This window comes from Vibrio sp. 1557, from assembly GCF_033340175.1.
GTDB lineage: Bacteria > Pseudomonadota > Gammaproteobacteria > Enterobacterales > Vibrionaceae > Vibrio > Vibrio alginolyticus.
Genome location: NZ_JAWOVZ010000011.1, coordinates 137,254 through 157,441, shown reverse-complemented (window position 1 = coordinate 157,441; position 20,188 = coordinate 137,254). Strand labels below are relative to the sequence as shown.

Annotated in this window: 6 protein-coding genes; 2 read left to right on the top strand and 4 right to left on the bottom strand. The window is 45.2% G+C overall.

The window, feature by feature from the left end; genetic code table 11:
* The coding region (locus R7070_RS14890) for a tandem-95 repeat protein (protein ID WP_318141236.1) at window positions 1-7,800 on the top strand (7,800 nt) is incomplete at its 5' end.
* Window positions 7,801-7,886: 86 nt separating this feature from the next.
* On the opposite strand, the gene R7070_RS14885 is transcribed toward R7070_RS14890, so the two are convergent.
* The gene (locus R7070_RS14885; protein WP_005377363.1) at window positions 7,887-8,501 is read right to left on the bottom strand and encodes an OmpA family protein; all 615 of its coding nucleotides are present in this window, start codon (window positions 8,499-8,501) and stop codon (window positions 7,887-7,889) included.
* 2 nt (window positions 8,502-8,503) lie between these two features.
* Window positions 8,504-9,817, bottom strand: a complete 1,314-nt coding sequence (locus tag R7070_RS14880; protein ID WP_021707835.1) for a TolC family outer membrane protein — start codon at window positions 9,815-9,817, stop codon at window positions 8,504-8,506.
* Window positions 9,818-10,206: 389 nt separating this feature from the next.
* Here R7070_RS14880 and R7070_RS14875 point away from each other — a divergent pair, with 389 nt between their 5' ends.
* Window positions 10,207-17,352: a Calx-beta domain-containing protein gene (locus tag R7070_RS14875; protein ID WP_318141235.1), complete on the top strand. Its 7,146-nt coding sequence runs from the start codon at window positions 10,207-10,209 to the stop codon at window positions 17,350-17,352.
* Window positions 17,353-17,405: 53 nt separating this feature from the next.
* Here R7070_RS14875 and R7070_RS14870 read toward each other — a convergent pair whose 3' ends face one another.
* Window positions 17,406-18,599: a class I SAM-dependent methyltransferase gene (locus tag R7070_RS14870; RefSeq protein ID WP_054574168.1), complete on the bottom strand. Its 1,194-nt coding sequence runs from the start codon at window positions 18,597-18,599 to the stop codon at window positions 17,406-17,408.
* A 161-nt stretch (window positions 18,600-18,760) separates the two neighbouring features.
* Window positions 18,761-20,164: a methyl-accepting chemotaxis protein gene (locus R7070_RS14865; RefSeq protein ID WP_054730265.1), complete on the bottom strand. Its 1,404-nt coding sequence runs from the start codon at window positions 20,162-20,164 to the stop codon at window positions 18,761-18,763.
* Window positions 20,165-20,188 lie beyond the last annotated feature (24 nt).

Below are 20,188 nucleotides of genomic sequence, written 5' to 3'. Positions count from 1 at the left end.
CCTGAAACACAAGGCACAGTTGAGATCGTTGATGGCAAACTGGTCTTCACACCGGCTGAGAACTTCCATGGTGACGCCGAAATCACTTACACCATCACTGATGGTTCGCTGACTGACCAAGCGAAAGTAGCTGTTACCGTTAACCCAGTAAACGATGCGCCAACGATCAAGGTCGATGCTGTAGAAAGTATCACTGAAGATGCAGTGAATACCGATACGGTAGTGGCAACGTTGGAAGTCGCTGATATCGACACGCCAGAAGAGCAATTAACCGTTTCTTTAGAAAACAACTCAAACGGCTACTTTGCGCTAGTTGGCGATGAAGTCAAACTGACTCAAGCGGGTGTTGACGCGGTTAACAACGACGAACTCAACCTTAAAGACCTAACGATCAGCGCATCAGTATCGGATGGTGTTAATCCAACGGTTAGCGACAGTGATAGTTTGATTGTGAATCGCGTTAACGATGCACCAACAGTCGACAATGTGATTTCAGATCAAGTGTTAGCAGAAGATTTTACGATCTACACGATTGATTTAAACGACGCATTTAAAGACAGCGACTCCGCACTGAACTTCTCAGTGTCCGGCAACAGCAACGTGTTGGTGTCGATTGAAAATGGCATCGCGACCATTAGCCCAACTGCGGACTGGAACGGCTCAGAAACCCTAACCTTTACCGCCACCGATCCAAGCGGTGAAAGCGTTAGCCAAACGGTGAACTTCACAGTGGCGCCTGTGGCAGATATTGAATCTGACCGCGCGACGGTTGTGGAAGACACACCAACCATCATCAAGGTTTTAGGTAACGACACGTTCGAAGGCGACGACAAAGTGGTGTCGCTCGATAGCAATAACGGTCCAGCTAACGGCACGGTCTCGGTCAACCCGGACGGCAGCGTCACTTACACGCCAAACGACAACTTCCACGGGGCAGACAGCTTCACCTACATCGTCACCTCCGGTGGTGTCAGTGAATCCACCATTGTTAACGTCGATGTCACGCCAGTAAACGACAAACCTGACAGTGAAGACTTTACGCATGTGGCCGATGATCAGCTTACGCACGTTGTGTTTGATACCGATACGAAGCCTCTGGGTCACGGTGACTCTCAAGATCATATCGCGGATGTTGAAGACGACTTAAAAGGCAACGATCTACATGTCCGAATTACTGAACTGCCAACCTCAGGTACGTTGTTCTTTAAAGATAGTGATGGTGAGTTGCACGAAATTAAAGAAGTAAGCGATACGCTTTATGACAAAGACAGCCTTTACTATGAAGCTGATAATGTGGGTTTCTTATTAGGTATCAAGGATCGCCCAGATACACTAAATAGTTCCGAGTCTACAACAGATTTCAATAATTGGGGGCTAAGTGAGGACGGAGGTCCATCACACTCCCGTACTGAGCATTTAGCAAATGGAGCTTCTATCACCATTTCTTCTGATAGCGGTGAGCTTGCGCAGTACAACCGCCAGGTGTCACACATCGGCAATGGTATCGCTGACAATGATGGGCAGGGTATTGAGAAAGGTGAAACGATTACGATCGATTTGTCTAATAATCCTGTGGGCAGCGTAAACCTTGGCTTAGATGGATTAGATGGATTAGGTGGATTGTTTGATTACGGTGATGACAACGCAGCACTTATTACGGTTACATACTTAGATTCAAATAATGTCCAACAGACTCAAACGTTCGAGTTTTTGAAGCCTGAAGGCAACTTCATGCTATTCCAAGAAACAAGCGTTGGTTATGGGAAAGATCTAGCTCTTCCTGAAGGTTCGGTCATTACTCAGTTAGATTTTTCTACGAAAAATGAAGGGAACTGGGAGTTACGTTATGTAGAAGGTGTACCTGCCGAAGACAGCTTTGGATATGTGGCAGTCGACTCTGAAAATGGCGTTAGCGATCCATCTACAGTCAATATCGTTAATGAAATGCTAGATGGTAATATTGCTGAAAATGGGCCAAGCCTGTCTGTGGTCGGTGATAGCGTGACTGAGGGTGACAATGTCACGTTCTCGGTTGTTCTAAATGAAACCACTAGCACTGCCGTTAAGTACCAAGTTGATATGCTTGCTCAAGGTTCTTCAGTTGATAAGAATGACGTAAATCTATCAAATGCAACCTATACAAATGGTGTTGTTTTCTTAGGTGGTTACTTGATTGTTCCTGCAGGTATAAGTAGCTTCGAAATATCGATTCCGACTATTGATGACTTGGTTGTGGAAAGCAGCGAAACGATCGTTCTTGAGATCGGCGGTGAAACGGGGACGGCAACAGTTCTTGATAATGACAGTACAAAACTTAGCGTAGTAGATGCCGGCGATGTCATTGAAGGAACTGACGCAATATTTACCGTTTTACTCTCTAACCCTGTTCAAGAGGCCGTTGTCGTCAATCTGAAGTCAACAACAAATGATAGCTATACTGCGGAAGATGTTGATCTAGGCACTATGGTAGTGACCTATGTGGATACTCATGGTCAAACTCAAACATTAGATATAGCGCCTAATGGAGACGTTACTATACCTCCAGGTGTCGCTGAAATTAAAGTCGCAGTCCCGACCAAACTAGATAATGTCCATGAAGGTGATGAGAGCTTTGGTCTTACGGTTACGGAAATCGGTAGTGTCACCAGTAATGGTATTGCAACTGGTAACGCAAATATTGTGGATTCTGATCCTGCACCTTTAGTTAGTATTAGTGCCGATCAAAATAGCGTAAATGAAGGTGAAACGGCAGGCTTTACGCTGACACTTGATAAAGTTGCAGATGAGAGTGTTACGGTTCATGTCGAATATAGTGGCGTGGCCCAAGATGGAAAAGATTTTGTTGGCGTTCTGAGTGTTGAAGTTCCTGCGGGTCAATCTTCAGCTGCTCTTGACTTACTGACGGTCACCGATGGTATTTATGAGGGCGCAGAATCTTTCACAGTAACCATTAAAGAGGTTGATGGCGCTGATGCGAGCATTGCTTCAAATAACAGCGCAAGTGTTGTGATCGTTGATGCCCAAAGTGCACCGAAAGTGACTATTAGCTCAGATCAATCCTCAGTTGATGAAGGTAGTGATGCAAAATTTATCGTCAACATTGACCAAAAAGCAGATGAAGATGTACTGGTAACATTCACAATCGGAGGGAATGTTGATGACAAAGATTATATTGCTCCAAGTACGTACACAGTCACGATTCCAGCGGGTAAAACGTTGGCGCCGATTGATATAAAAACTCTCGATGATGGTATTTACGAAGATCTTGAAAACCTAACCGTGACTCTAATTGATACGGTTGGTGCAGATTCGACGCTTGCAAGTGACTCGAATGAAGCAACAGTCTCTATTATAGATGCTCAGCACGCTCCAGAGTTTATTTCTGGCGGCGATAGTGCTGGTGACAAACCAAATGATGATGTTTACGACTTCGGGTCAGTTAACGAAAACACGGTGATTGGGGCCGTTATCGGCACGGTCGTTGCTGAAGATCACGATAATGACGTGCTTGTATACCGTTTTGCAGATGGCTCGAGCACTAATGGTATTTTTGATATCGACCCGACAAGTGGAGAGATTTCATTGAACAAGACAATCGATGATGTTGACTTGGGCGATTATACGCTTCAGGTTGAGGTTATCGATGGAACTGGCGGGATTGATACTGCCGAGGTAAATGTTTCTCTGGTAAATGTGAATGATGCTCCTGAATCTTCGCCTTCAGTGGTTGAGATGAATGAAGATACTCAAGTGATGCTTGATTGGTCATCATTCGGTATTAGCGATGTGGACTCTGATGTATCAGATCTATCCGTCCAAATTACAACGCTTCCTAGCGATGGCTCATTAGAGTACAGAGATTCGCAAGGCGATTGGCAGTCTGTACAAATCGATCAAGTCCTCGATAAATCGCTTTTTGAGGAAAACGGTGTTCGTTTTGTACCTGAATTAAATGAATCAGGCAGTGACAGCTTCGGCGGAAATCAAGTCGGAGATCAGGAATCTAGTTACGCTCAAATTGGTTTTAAACCGACAGATGGGCAGAGCTCTGGTCAAGAGTCGACACTGACAATAGACGTGAACCCTGTAGCTGACAAACCGAACTTAATTGCAGTGACGCCATTAAACTCATTGCCTCAACAAGAGTTTAACGTTACGACATGGAGTAATGTTCAAGTTGGTTCTAGTGATGGTATGGGGGTCAATGGAGAGACTCTAATCTCAGCGATCAACGCTCTTAATGAAGCCGATGGTACTCGATTGAGTTGGGCAAATGTGGAAGATTTAGGGACTCATGCAACCTTGGCAAATGAGGCCGTTCTAGTCACATCTCTTGTTTATCTCGAAGCTGGCTCGAGTTACGACTTTGTCGGTCAAGCCGATGATAGCCTTGCAATCAAGTTGGGTGGTACGTTACTTGATCAAGCTCGTTGGGGGAGCGACAGTGGTGATATTAAGGGAGCTAGCTTTACCCCTTCGGTATCTGGCTTTTATCCAATTGAAATTTATCACCATAACCAAAGTGGTCCGGGTAACTTTAATGTGGATGTATCCATTAATGGACAAGCGCCTGTCAACCTGAGCAATAGTAGTCTTTACGTAGTTAGTGATGAAAGTGCACTAGAAGCAACTGATATCAGAACGTCTGAACTACAAGAAGTTAATGGTGTTGCGTTTTACGAAACATACCAGCTGAACGAAGGGTTACAAGATACAGCGATACCGCTCTCTGAAATTAAAGCAAGCTTAAATGATACAGATGGCTCTGAATCACTTAAAGTCACGCTAACTGGCTTACCTGTAGGTGCGATCCTTTCAGATGGAAATAGTTCTATTACTGTCGCAACTATTGATGAAGAACTGGACGTGACAAGTTGGGCATTAGATGCACTTACTGTGACTCCACCTGCGGGCTCCCATGATGACTTCACTATCAATTTGACTGCAACGAGTACAGAAAGCTCGAATGGTGATTCAGCAGAATCTAACTTGGCGATCAATGTTGTAGTACATGAGAACTTACCTACGGAAACGGAAAGTGATTTGGGCGAAACCATAGAAGACAATACTCTACAAGGGAATGTATTGCTTAATGACTCTGACGGCGACAATATTCTGATGGTAGATCATCTTACTATCGATGGTGCTGATTACGAGGTAGGCGAAAGTGTTTCTTTGACTAGTGGTACGTTACTAGTAAACCGAGATGGTAGTTACATATTTGAACCTGCTGAGCATTGGTCAGGTGACGTTCCATTAATTAGCTATACCACAAATACTGGCGTAACAAATACACTTGATATCAATGTTGTTGCTATCGCAGATGCACCTACGATCACGATCAATGTTGGCGACTTAGTTAAACGAGATGCTATTGATCCAAACCATCACTTAGCTACATCGGCAATAAATAATACCAATACCGAAAATGAGGCTGTCGCAGCCAACCTTGGGTTGGATAATGCAGTACCTAAAATTAATACACACGCTGGTGTTGTGTTGGGAGTCAATACTGACTTAAGTGACACCGACAGCTTGTTTGTTGGGACAGATTTCAACGATGTATTCTATGGTGGCGGTGGCGATGACGTATTTGTTGGCGGTGGTAACAATGATACGTTTTATGGTGATGACGCGACCAGTCTTACTCTGCATGATGGTAAAGATACAGTCTACTTAACAGGGAACTTTGATGACTACAAAATGACCTTCAAAGACGATCATGGAGGTAAAGTTCCATATTGGATTTTATTAGATAGTCGTTCTATCGATTCGGTAAACGATCATACAGGTAGTGATGACCGAGGTGATCATTTATATGAAATTGAACGCGTTGTTTTTGCAGACAAAATTGTTGATTTGAAACCTGATGGCACTTATGAAGTGCTTCAAGATCGCTGGATTTCGGTCGATGTGGATGTTGATCTAGTTGATGTCGATGGAAGTGAGGATTTAGCGCAGACTGCTCTTGTACAAGATCTACCAGACGGTGTTGACGTGTATGTTGATGGTGTCGCAATTAAGCAAGATTCAAATGGAGATTACCCTGTCACTCTTGGTACAGATGGTAAGCTTTCCCTGGATATCAGAGTGCCATTCGATTATGAAGGCAGCTTAGAGTTCCCGCTAAGCGTTACTGCTACGTCTGTTGAAGGATCAAATAATGACGCAGCTTCAACAACTGAATCCGTTGAGCTTACAGCTCGTGACTATGTGTTGGAGTCGGGATCGCATGGGAATGATCAGATAACGGGTAGTGACGATCACGATATTATTGTTGGTGATGTTCAAGGATTGGAGATCATTGCAGGTCAGGACTACAACATCGCATTTGTTCTGGACACTTCAGGGAGCATGGGTAACTGGGTAGGAACTGCGAAGCAAGAAGTGCTAGATGTGTTTGATGAGCTGTTAAGTGCGGTAAATCAAGGAGAGAAGCCAGGGACAGTGAATATTCACCTTAGTGAATTTGCTTCAAGTGCATCAGCGGTGATTTCTGTTGACTTGAGTTCTCTTACAGCAAGAAAAGAGTTTGTAGAAGAGTTGAATCGTGTAATTGATGATGAGGGTTCTGGCGGCACAAACTATGAGGCGGGCTTACAGTCGGCCGTTGAATGGTTCAGCAGTCAACCTAACCCTAATGGCCAAAATATCACGTACTTTGTTACGGATGGTCAACCAAATAGAGCAACATACCTCTATGGTGTAGCACCGAGTGAATTCTCGAAAGTGATTTTGGACGTCGATAATTCTGGCAAGCTTGTTACCCTGCAAGATATTGCGAGTAAAAACAATTACTCATACGGACAAACAGTTACCTACAAAGGTGATGTCGTTATAGATAGTTACGGTAAGGTTTATTCACCGCTAACAGGAAGAATCCTTGGCGATATCGACAGATATTATGGCTCTATCCGTTATTACGATGAAGGGAATAGCTCGACACAAGCTCAACACATGTATCAAGTACTAGCGGCATTGTCCTCTATAGAAGCGATAGGTCTTGGGAGTGGCGTTGATGAACATACACTCAAGCAGTATGACACTGATGGTGTGGTAGAGTCAGATATTGATGTTACTAAGCTTGCTGAAACGATATTGGGTCAAGATGTACCTCTCAAACAAGGTTCAGACACTATTCAAGGAGGTGAAGGTAACGATATCTTGTTAGGTGACTTAATTGAGTTTGGTGGTAATGAACAAGGCTTAAGTGCGATTCAATCACATGTGGCGCAGCAAACGGGTCAGGATGTGTCTACCGTTGACGGCGAAGATATACATGAGTACGTTAGAAATAACTTGGAAGAATTCAACCAAACTCACCAAGGAGATAAATCGGATAATTTATATGGCGGCGCTGGTGATGACTTACTATTTGGTCATGGTGGCAACGACATACTCGTTGGCGGTGAAGGGGATGATATTCTGATTGGTGGTTTAGGTAGTGATACTTTAACAGGGTCAGAAGGGGCCGACATCTTTAAGTGGAGTGAAGTCACTAACGATGTTGATACTGTCACTGACTTCAATAAAAATGAAGACGCTCTAGACTTCTCAGATCTGTTTGACGACTTATCTAAAGATGAAATTGGAGAGCTTCTTAATGATCTTCAATCAGGTGATCATACTGGTGATGTCGGAGAGTATCATGTAGAAGTGGCACCAGACGGGGGATCTGAGGCAAACCTGAGTATTACAAAAGGGAGCTCGACATTGGACATCCATTTTGACGGTGCAAGTGTTGATGATGTGACTCAAAGCTTAATTGCGAGTTTAGAAGCTCAGTACAAAGACATGTAGTAGCGCTAAACTGTAGTCAAATTTAAAATCAAAAAGGTCTAGCAATTTGCTAGACCTTTTATTTTTACGGTCTGTTTATTGTTGTGCTAGCTTTTTGGAAGTGTTGTGAAAACGGTCCATTCTTTCTTCACTTCACCCTTGTGGCCAATCACTGTTGCGGTTACTCGACGGTTCAATGCGTGACTAACTTGGTCTGTACCTTGTGTCGCAAGTACTGTGTCTCCATAGCCGACAATGGTAACTCTATCTCCACTAATGCCGTTCTTCATGAGCTCTTTTCTAACGTTTTCAGCGCGGCGCTTAGATAAGTCAAGATTATGTTCTGCAGTACCAGTGCGACTAGCATAACCTTGAATCTCTATAGACGTGTTCGGGTACTCTTTCAAAAAGTCGGATAGTTCAAGAATTTGTTGCGTAAAGATAGGGTTGATCACATCGGAATCGTTCGCAAATAGTACTCGAATTTGCATTTCTTGTGAGGAGTCAACGTACGAACCGCAACCGTCGTTGTCTATTTCGGCACCCAAAGGTGTACCCGGGCACAAATCTCGCTCGTTAATGACTCCGTCAGAGTCATCATCTATATGATCAGCCCACTGATCGGCAATTGGGGTATCTATGTAATCATATTCATCACCACGATCTGATGAACTGCATGCGGAGAGCATTAATGAGAGTGTAATAAAAGCTATGTGTTTCATAATTAATACTCCACTTCTTCTAGCCATTCTTTAGGCATTTCAACCCTTAATGCACTCAACAGTTGCCCAGTTGCGTTCATCACTCGATATTTGGCGTACTGCTCTGCGTATTTAGAATCTAAGTAGTCTTTACGCGCCTCAAAGAGCTCGTTTTCAGTGTTCAATAGATCAAGCAGTGTTCGTTTACCGATGCGATATTGCTTCTCGTAAGCAATTACGGTTTCAGACGCAGAGTCTACATGATCTGATAGAAACTCTTTTTGTTGTAATGTTAAATCAAGCGCACTCCAAGAAAGCCTTAACCCTTCTTCAACATTGCGATAGGCACCTTCACGCAAGTCTTTTGCTTTATTTAGCTGGTAGGCAAAGTTTTCTGAGTTCGCTGCATCACTGCCACCATTGAATAGGTTGTAGCGTAGACGCAGCATGGCAAGTGTCTCATCACTTCGACCTTTTAAACCATCAGCGTCGTCACGCCATGTTTGCGAAGCTTCAATTGAAATGGTTGGGTAATTAACACCTTTAGACTGTTTGTATTGAAACTTAGCCGAGTCTACGTCTGCGAGCGCCACTTGAATAACGGGATGAAGTTCAAATGCCAAGCCTACCGCTTCATCAACCGTGTACGGGATAAAGTTTTGGTCCGCTCTCGGAAAGATTAACCCTTGTGGTGTTTGACCGACTAAACGAGTGAACATCGTGTGAGAGTCATACAGGTTATTTTGAGCAGCAGCTAAGTTTCCGTGTGCTTTTGCCAAACGTGCTTCTACCTGCGTCAAGTCAGCAGTAGAGCCGATACCCGAGTTGACTCGTTTTTTAATGTCATCGTAAATATCTTTATGAACAGCAAGGTTGTTTTCTGAAAGCTTTAGGACTTCATACGCTTTAACAGCGTCCAAGTACACTTTAGTCACTTCAAGTGCCTTATCTGAAGCATCTGCTAAGAGTTGAAATCTAACAGATTCAGCATCAGCTGCGGTTCGATCAATATCATTTAATGTAGCGCTACCATCCCATATTAGTTGGGTCAGTGTCACTGAAGCTTCCTTTCGAGTGTAATCCGTGTCTCCTCGACCAACTTCATCTGACGGGTCTAATCCTTCATATCCAATTCCAGCATCTAGATCAACAGAGGGGAGGTAAGCACCTGATGAAGCTTCATTTATGTACTTCTGGCTCATAAACTCGTTAAATGCACTCTTAATATCGGGGTTATTTTGTAGCGTCTGTGCAACCGCTTGCTCTAGAGTTTGACCGAAAACTGGTGAAGACACTATTAAGCAACAGCAGGCTATATGTACTCGATTCCATCTCACGTTAGTTCTCCTAAAATCATGTCGCTCTTATTCTGTTTCATATTTGAGACGAGAAGTTACAAACAATGAATTTTCTTAGTGCGTATTATCAACTTGTTGATGTTTAAATGTTTAATTCAATAAAAAACAACAATCTTACTCTCTAAACTCTAGCATACGAGGCAAAGCTTGCTTGGTAAGTGGTCGATTTTTTCGTAGAAAACCTTTTTATCTTAAGAGCATAGCGGAAACTGGTTTAAATGAAGGCAAATTCTTCGGTTATTTTCCTTATTACTCTCAAAAAACTAAATCCTCTTGGAATAAAACGAAAAATTCATATTTTGTCTAAACTATAGACGTGTTTAGTGCAGTAACAAGCCTTTAATTAAACTAATACAAGGATGAAGAGCATGGATCGAGTAGCGTTAAGTTCATTGATGAGCAATGTCGTGGTTATAGGGCTTGATGGGAACCTGAGAAGTCTTGAAAGTGGTCAGCTACCTCAGCCTGGTGAATTAATTATTGAGGAAGTTTCTGATACATCAGAATTAATTGTACAACAGGTAACACCGCAAGGTAGTTCAATTAACGTTACTGATGATGTCACTGCGCTAATCGAGGCTATCGCTAGTGGAGAAGACCCTACTGCTCTTGGTGAGGATTTTGAGCCAGCTGCAGGTGAGGAAAGTGGTTCTAGCCCCCAAAATACTGGTGCAATAGATCGTACTGGCGCTGAATTGTTGGCTAGTACGAATTTTGAGACCGTCGGTATTGATGGAATCGGACTATCTACAACTCAAGCACTATCTTTGTTGGATCTTTTCAGAGTAATTAATGGCCCTGTACCACCGACTATCTTAGTTCAAGAAATATCTAGTCCGACTATCAACGAAGGTGACCAAGTTGTATTCGATATTACTCTAAGTCAAACAACTGAAGACAACACTGATGTCATTCTTTCTCTCCTTGATGGAACCGCAACAGGCGGCTCAGCTGACGAGAACGGGAGTGACTACGTCAATGAGCGTGTCCTCATAACATTTTCTGATGGTACAACAGAAGAAGTTTCAGTCGGTGAAAGCGGAACCTTTACCATTTCGATCCCACCGGGTGAAAGTGACTTTACGGTCTCTATAGACTCTATTGACGACTCTGTATTTGAAGGCCCAGAAACGTTTACGCTCTCTGGCACGACAGAAGAACAAAGCACACCTGTTACTGGGACTGCCACTATTTTAGATGATGGTAGTGGACCTGGCTCAAATCCTGATGATGATCGCCCAGCGGTAACGATGAGTGATGCAGGTACGGTTAATGAGGGTGAGACAGCGAACTTCAAAGTGACGCTGTCGAATGCCTCCGAGTCCACTGTTCAAGTCGAGCTAGGCCTGAACTTAGGTGACACCGAAGTTGGAGACTTAGGCACCTTAGAATACAACACAGGCTCCGGTTGGGTTGCAGTGCCAAACGATGGCGTAGTAACGGTGCCAGCGGGGCAAACTGAGTTTGATGTGCGTATCGCTTCCATTGATGACGCCGTTTATGAAGGTCCTGAAGATTTCAGTGTGACAGTGACTGGCATTGGTGCAGTGCAAGGCAGCGATACGGGGACGGCGACGATCGTGGACGACGGCAGTGGTCCGGGCCCTGATCCGGATGATGACCGTCCAAGCGTGACTATCTCAGATGCTGGCACCATCAATGAGGGTGAGACAGCGAACTTCAAAGTGACGCTGTCGAATGCCTCCGAGTCCACTGTTCAAGTCGAGCTAGGCCTGAACTTAGGTGACACCGAAGTTGGAGACTTAGGCACCCTAGAATACAACACGGGAAGTGGTTGGGTTGCAGTGCCAAACGATGGCGTAGTAACGGTGCCAGCAGGGCAAACTGAGTTTGATGTGCGCATCGCTTCTGTTGATGACGCCGTTTACGAAGGCCCTGAAGATTTCAGTGTGACAGTAACCGGCATTGGCGCAGTACAAGGCAGCGATACGGGGACGGCGACGATCGTGGACGATGGCACTGGGCCAGGCCCCGATCCGGATGATGACCGCCCGAATGTGACTATTTCAGATGCTGGCACCATCAATGAGGGTGAGACAGCCAACTTCAAAGTGACGTTGTCGAATGCCTCCGAGTCCACTGTTCAAGTCGAGCTAGGCCTGAACTTGGGCGATACCGAAACCGGTGACTTAGGTACCTTGGAATACAACACAGGCTCCGGTTGGGTTGCAGTGCCAAACGATGGCGTAGTAACGGTGCCAGCGGGGCAAACCGAGTTTGATGTGCGTATCGCTTCCATTGATGATGCTGTTTATGAAGGTCCAGAAGATTTCAGCGTGACGGTGACTGGCATTGGCGCAGTGCAAGGCAGCGATACGGGAACGGCAACGATAGTGGACGACGGCACGGGTCCAGGCTCTGATCCGGATGATGACCGTCCAAGCGTGACAATTTCAGACGCTGGCACCATCAATGAGGGTGACACAGCGAACTTCAAAGTGACGCTATCGAACGCCTCTGAAGCGGAAACGCAAGTAGAGTTGGGTCTTAATCTCGGCGATACCGAAGTCGGTGACTTAGGCACCTTAGAATACAACACCGGAAGCGGTTGGGTGACCGTACCAAACGATGGCGTAGTAACGGTGCCAGCGGGGCAAACCGAGTTTGATGTGCGCATTGCTTCCATTGATGATGCTGTTTATGAAGGCCCTGAAGATTTCAGTGTGACGGTGACTGGCATTGGCGCAGTGCAAGGCAGCGATACGGGGACGGCAACGATAGTGGATGACGGTACGGGTCCAGGACCTGATCCGGATGATGACCGTCCAAGCGTGACTATTACCGATGCTGGCACCATCAATGAGGGGGATACAGCCAATTTCAAAGTGACGCTGTCGAACGCCTCCGAGTCCAATGTTCAGGTCGAGCTAGGCCTGAACTTAGGTGACACCGAAGTTGGAGACTTAGGTACCTTAGAATACAACACAGGCTCCGGTTGGGTTGCAGTGCCAAACGATGGCGTAGTAACGGTGCCAGCTGGGCAAACTGAGTTTGATGTGCGCATCGCTTCTATTGATGATGCTGTTTATGAAGGTCCAGAAGATTTCAGTGTCACGGTGACTGGCATTGGCGCAGTGCAAGGCAGCGATACAGGTACGGCGACGATTGTGGATGACGGCAGTGGTCCAGGTCCTGATCCGGATGATGACCGCCCGAATGTGACTATTTCAGATGCTGGCACCATTAATGAGGGTGAGACTGCGAACTTCAAAGTGACGCTATCGAACCCCTCTGAAGCGGAAACGCAAGTAGAGTTGGGTCTTAATCTCGGCGATACCGAAGTCGGTGACTTAGGCACCTTAGAATACAACACAGGCTCCGGTTGGGTTGCAGTGCCAAACGATGGCGTGGTGACGGTGCCAGCAGGGCAAACTGAGTTTGATGTGCGCATCGCTTCCATTGATGACGCTGTTTATGAAGGCCCAGAAGATTTCAGTGTCACGGTAACTGGCATTGGGGCAGTACAAGGTAGCGATACCGGTACGGCAACGATAGTGGATGACGGCAGTGGTCCAGGCCCCGATCCGGATGATGACCGTCCGAATGTGACCATCACTGACGCTGGCACCATTAATGAGGGTGACACAGCGAACTTCAAAGTGACGCTATCGAACGCCTCTGAAGCGGAAACGCAAGTAGAGTTGGGTCTTAATCTCGGCGATACCGAAGTCGGTGACTTAGGCACCCTAGAATACAACACGGGAAGCGGTTGGGTGACCGTACCAAACGATGGCGTAGTAACGGTGCCAGCGGGGCAAACCGAGTTTGATGTGCGCATTGCTTCCATTGATGACGCGGTGTACGAAGGCCCAGAAGATTTCAGCGTGACGGTAACCGGCATTGGCGCAGTACAAGGCAGCGATACCGGTACGGCAACGATTGTGGATGACGGCAGTGGTCCGGGCCCTGATCCGGATGATGACCGTCCAAGCGTGACTATTTCAGACGCTGGCACCATCAATGAGGGTGAGACAGCGAACTTCAAAGTGACGCTGTCGAATGCCTCCGAGTCCACTGTTCAAGTCGAGCTAGGCCTGAACTTAGGTGACACCGAAGTTGGAGACTTAGGCACCTTAGAATACAACACCGGAAGCGGTTGGGTTGCAGTACCAAATGATGGCGTGGTAACGGTGCCAGCTGGGCAAACCGAATTTGATGTGCGCATTGCTTCCATTGATGACGCCGTTTATGAAGGCCCTGAAGATTTCAGTGTGACAGTAACCGGCATTGCCGCAGTACAAGGCAGTGATACGGGTACGGCGACGATTATTGATAATGATGCTCCTCCTTCTATTTCAAATGTTGTGAATGCAGTTGTTTCGGAAGAAGGTTTAGCTAATGGTATCCCTGATAATACAGGATCACCTTCAGACACCACTAACTCCGCAAGTTTCTCAGGAACATTCACAGTTGCCGATCCAGACACGGCGAATGTTTCAGTGGTATTGGCAGGCCCTAACAACCTAACATCAGGAGGGGAGCCTATATCGTGGACGTGGGACAACAGTACTCAAACGCTGACTGCGAAAACTGCTCACCTGAGCGTTGTTGCTACTGTTGTGCTGAGCGAGCCTTCAGCTTCAGGTCAAGGCTCTTGGGGCTATACTATTACTCTGTTTGAGCCACTTGATCATCCTGTTAATGATGTGGAAGACATCATCAACTTTGATTTACAGATTTCTGTAAGTGATGGACAAACAACAACATCTCAAAGCTTAAATGTGGCCGTTGAAGATGATTGCCCATACGTGCCTGTGGTTGTTCAACCCGTCGATGTGTCGCTTACTGGTGCACCTAACGTTCTGACAGGGCGCATAGATTTTGCAGGAAGTGAGGCAGACGCAACCAGTCGAACATTTGGGGATGTTGTTGTGACTGCAAACGGTTTTGTGTCTGACGAATCTGTGATGCTGGGAACAGCTGAAATCAATCAATCATCAGAAGGGATTGGCGTTAAAAGTTCTGGTAACAACGGCTTCCAATTAGAAAACGAAGTCGATTATCGATTCGCGGGTAATGAGGGTGTATCAGAGCAGTTAATCATAGACTTAGGCAATAAAGTTGCTTACGGAGCAGAAATAGAATTTGAGAAAATGTTTGGTGGTGAACTTGAGAAAGGAATCGCATCTTTTTATAGAGATGGTGTATTAATTGCTCAGCAATCGTTCAGCTCTGACGCAAGCAGTGGTGATTACGCGGCAAATTTCAATGTTCAACAGGGAGGCTTTGATAAAATCATCCTCGAGGCGACCAGTAATGGCAATGGCCCGGATACTGAAGACAACAGTGACTTTACCGTTAAATCAATAACCTTTACAGGTGCGTACTCTGGCGTGCCAATTGCTAGTGCGGATGGGAACCTCGGTGCTGTATATGGAGCTGATGGCCCTGGTTCTATAGTCTTAAATGGAGGTGAGGCTGGTTTAGAGACTCTAGATGGTAAAGACGTGTTGATATACGTCGATCCACAAAACTCTAATAGACTGATTGCAGAGGCTGATGGAGAGCTTGCATTCGAAGTTCAACTTACACCTAGCACTGGAAAGTGGGAGTTCTTCCAATACTTGCCTTTGACCTCACCTTATGGCGATGGGGATATCGATTTTAACTACACGATTACTGATAATGATGGTGACAGTAAAACGGGGTACTTTTCTGTCAACCCTTACGCCCCACCAATCGTAGAAGGTGTAACTCTAAACGTTTCTGAGGAAGGCTTAAGCAACGCCATTGCTGATGACTCTGCTCTAAACGGCTTTGATGACACAACTGACTCGAGTACTGATGTAGAACAATTGACGCTGGGTCAAACCGTTGATTCTGTTACGCTCAGTGAACCATCTACAGCTCTTACTAGTAACGGTATCTCTGTAACGTGGACGTTATCAAATAACGACCAAATGCTTATCGGTTCAGCGAACGGTGAAGAGGTTATCAAAATATCAGTCAATGATACTGGAGTGGTATCTACGGAGCTTCTTGGTCCGATTGATCACTCCAACCCATCTGGAGAAGACACCTTAAATATTGAGGTGCCTGTGCTTGTCTCGAATGCTCGTGGTCTTACTAACTCCACAACGGTCAACGTTATTGTGGAAGATGACTCACCAGATTCTGCATCTATTATTCACGATGTAGTTGCAGAAACTAAAGAAAGTGCCAACGTTCAGCTCATAATGGATGTCTCGGGTTCTATGCGAACGGATAATCGCTTGCAGATAATGAAAGATTCGGCAACTCAGTTATTGAATCAATATGAGTCTATCGGTCAAACGCGAGTTCAAATTATTACTTATAGCAGTACAGCATCCACTTACGCTATAGGTGCTGCGACGTGGCTGACGGTCGAGGATGCCAAAGCGTATATTGAGACGCTAACTGCGGGTGGCGCGACTAACTATAACAACGCGCTAAATGAAGCAAAACAGTCATGGGATGATGTAGGTAAGTTAACCAGTGCGTCGAATGTTAGTTACTTCTTGTCAGATGGTCAGCCAAACCCTGCGTCATCATTTATAAACGACGCTCGCGAGCAGAGTTGGATTGATCACCTAACCGATCCTGATAATCAGATAACAGCCCTAGCGTATGGTATGGGCGTTAATCTTATGCCGGAGCAATTAGATCGCGTAGCATATGATGGCTTTTTGAATCAAGACCTTGATGGTGTTGTGGTTCCTGACGTAACTCAATTACCTCCGGTTATGTTGCAGTCAGTGATTCAACCTGTTGGGGGGAACTTGATGTATACCACTTCTCCAGATACAGGTATTGGTGCAGATGGTGGTTATATTAGCGAAATAGAACATGACGGTGTCACTTATTCGTTTGATGGTTCAGACCTAATAGTAACTGACAATAACGATGGTATTTCGCATGCATTTGACGACACAACGATGCAGCTTACTATCTATATCGACAGCAAACATACTCTGGAAATCGACCTAAACGATGGTGCGTATGCATTTTATGGTGCGGTGGGTGATACAGTTGAAACGTTAGACTTCGATTATGTATTGACGGATAACGATGGCGATCAAAGTGAGAATACCCTGCAATTCATTATTGATGAAAACGGAGGAGTAAATGCTTCAAGTAATGGCTCTGCAAATATTATTGAAGCTGAAGTAGATGTAAGTCATGACATCTTGATCGGTAATGATAACGAGGCAGATGTCTTTAAATGGGTCAACGACTCCTTGGATACAGGAACAGATCTAATTAGAGGTTTTGAGAGAGATTTGGACACCTTAGATCTGAGTGAAGTAGTTGAAGATGCAGGGCACAATACGATAGAAGAACTTCTTAATAGTATTGACTTGAACATTGATGGCGATGACTTATCTCTAGAAATAACCCATAACGATGGAAACTCAATTCAAACTATCGTAATAGAAAACGGGGCGACAGAGTTTAGTGATTTAATCGTGGGAAATGCGGACTTTGAGAGAGATGTGTTATCCGCACTAACTAAGGTTAACTTAGAGCCATAATGAAAAAGGGCCAGTAGGCCCTTTTCTTCTGCTTTGTCTTACTTATTCGTAGCCTAAAGCACTTTACATGCAAAACCTTTTAAGTAGAAGCCTTCTGGATATGCTGTATCGGTTGGGTGGTCAGCGGCTTGCTCAAAACGCTCCACAAACTTTACTTGGCGGTTAGCGTCTACGGCTGCATCAGCGATGATTTTCTGGAACAGAACTTGATCCATCAAGCCAGAGCACGAGTAGGTCAGTAGCGTGCCGCCCGGTTTTAGAATTTGCATTGCTAGCATGTTGATGTCTTTGTAACCACGACATGCGCCGTTTAGTTGTGCTTTGCTCTCTGCGAACTTCGGTGGGTCCATGATCACAACATCGAACTGAGTTCCTTGATCACGATACTCACGAAGCAGCTTAAACACGTCTGCATTTAGGAAGACGGCACGCTTCTTCGAAATATCAAACTCGTTTAGTTCTGCGTTGAATTTTGCGGTATCTAAAGCAGGTTGTGACACGTCAGCGTTAATCACACGCTTTGCATCACCTTTTAGAGCGTAAAGTCCGAAGCCACCAGTGTAAGAGAAGCAGTTAAGAACTTCTTTGCCTTTCATATATTTCATCGCTTGCTGGCGACTATCACGTTGATCTAGGTAGAAACCTGTTTTGTGTCCGCCAACGATATCTACACTAATCTTTACGCCATTTTCTTCGATGACGACCGATTTAGGTGGCTCTTCGCCGTGCAAGACGCCCGTGATCTCTTTTAAACCTTCTTTTTTACGAACGGCCACGTCAGAGCGCTCGTACACATTACAATCAGGGAAGCACTCAACCAGAGCGTCAACAATAGCCTGCTTATTGTGTTCTGCGCCAGCACTGAGAAGTTGGCACACAAAGAAATTTTGGTAACGGTCGATCGTAACGCCTGGTAAGCCGTCAGACTCTGCTGCGATAAGGCGATAACCCGTAAGGCCATCACGTTCGATAATGTCTTCACGAAGAAGTTGTGCGTCTTTAAGTCGTTTAACGAAAAACGCGGTGTCGATTTCTTCTTTATCAAAACTCCAAATACGAGCACGAATTTGTGAAGCTGGCGAATATGCCGCCTTAGCTAGCCATTTACCGTCGTGAGTGAATACATCAACCGTTTCGCCAAGAGCAGGTTCGCCCTCAACTTTGTTGATGCCTCGAGAGAAGATCCAAGGGTGCTTGCGCTTGACCGATTTCTCACGACCTTTAACCAAATAGATAGCAGCTGTCATTTCATTAGCTCTTGTTGAATTTTGAAAGGGGCGTATTGTCCGGGATGTGAATGGTAAAAGCAATATCCCTCGGCAATCCAGTACATTGTAGTGACTTTTAAATACAAAAAAGGTCACTAAAGTGACCCTTTTATTTGAATTTGCTGTAACAGATTCCGTTGCTATGCTTTAAGTCCAGTAAGTAGTGTTTCCATGGTGTCGCTTTGCTTACGCAGTTGATCAACGTTTTGTGAAGTCGTGCTTATCATATTGCACACGTTATCTGCTTGAACTCGAATCTCTTCAACGCTTGAGGCGATATTGTCCGCGACTACACCTTGCTCTTCAGCTGCTGTTGCAATTTGAATGCTACTGTCGGAGATAGTTTGATTTTTATCTGCCAAAGAGCCGATTTCGTGATTCACTTCCGTCATGAGGTTTTGTCCCTCATTTGCATTATTAACTGTCACTTCCATCAGCTTAGTAAGCGACTGGCTGTTACGCTGTAATGATTCAATCATCGTTTGGATTTCAACTGTCGCTTGCTGAGTGCGTCCCGCAAGAGCGCGAACCTCATCCGCAACGACCGCAAATCCACGACCTTGTTCTCCAGCACGTGCAGCTTCAATAGCCGCGTTCAGAGCAAGTAGGTTGGTTTGCTCGGAGATCCCATTGATGGTTGTCACGACTTCATCAATTTGTGCTGCATTGGCATCTAACTCGGCAACGGCTTGAGACGCAGATTGAATCTCATTAGAAAGGTTCGAAATCGAGTGAAGCGTATTCTCAACTTTCACTTGTCCAGACTGAGCCACGTTTCGCGCATCATCGGTTTGCGTGCTTGAATCGTGAGCTAGTGTCGCGACTTCTCGAATCGTTGATGCCATCTGTTCAGTTGCACTCGCAAGAGAGTTGAGGTGTTCCTGCTGAGTCGCTGAAATATCTGAACTGTGATGAATCGATTGATTCAGGTCTGAGCTAATTTGTTGCATTAACGCCACAGACTCTTGAATCGACAGCACCATTTGTTGCTCTCGTTCTGCAACTTTGTCTATCGTAATAGCAATTTCACTAAACTCGTCGCGAACAGGGAAGAAGTTCATTCTCGCAGTTAAGTCGCCACCCGCAAGAGTGTTTAATGCTTTGTTCATCGTGAACATCGCGCCGCCAATAAACGTCATGATGTAGTAAACGCCAAGAGCGAGAATAAACAAGCTCACACAGATAATGCTTACTTGAGTCGTTGATAGGGCAGCCCATAAAGAAAGTTCATGGTTCGCAACCAAACTGTACGTACCATTTAAAACAGACACGGATTGCGAACCAGAGCCAATAGAAACGGTTTCTGAACCAGCGATGAGGCTTGCTACTTGAGATTGAGAAAGGTTGCCTGCCTCTATCAGACCTTTCATAAGCATGAGCTCTTCTTGGTACATACTTGAGATCAGTGTATTAGCCGCGCTATTAAGGACGAGAGTGAGAATGACTAAAGCAAGAAGAGGGAGAACGAAGAGCAAATAGAACTTTTCTTGAATCTTTAAGTGAATGAGATACTTATCAATCCAGCGGAATGGAATTTCTTTCATAATTATAATAACCGTGCAAAAACC

Bases quoted from the DNA above. Each gene is read 5' to 3' on its own strand.
- R7070_RS14885 (WP_005377363.1), bottom strand. From the start codon at position 8,501: ATGAAACACATAGCTTTTATTACACTCTCATTAATGCTCTCCGCATGC.
- R7070_RS14875 (WP_318141235.1), top strand. From the start codon at position 10,207: ATGGATCGAGTAGCGTTAAGTTCATTGATGAGCAATGTCGTGGTTATA.
- R7070_RS14870 (WP_054574168.1), bottom strand. From the start codon at position 18,599: ATGACAGCTGCTATCTATTTGGTTAAAGGTCGTGAGAAATCGGTCAAG.
- R7070_RS14865 (WP_054730265.1), bottom strand. From the start codon at position 20,164: ATGAAAGAAATTCCATTCCGCTGGATTGATAAGTATCTCATTCACTTA.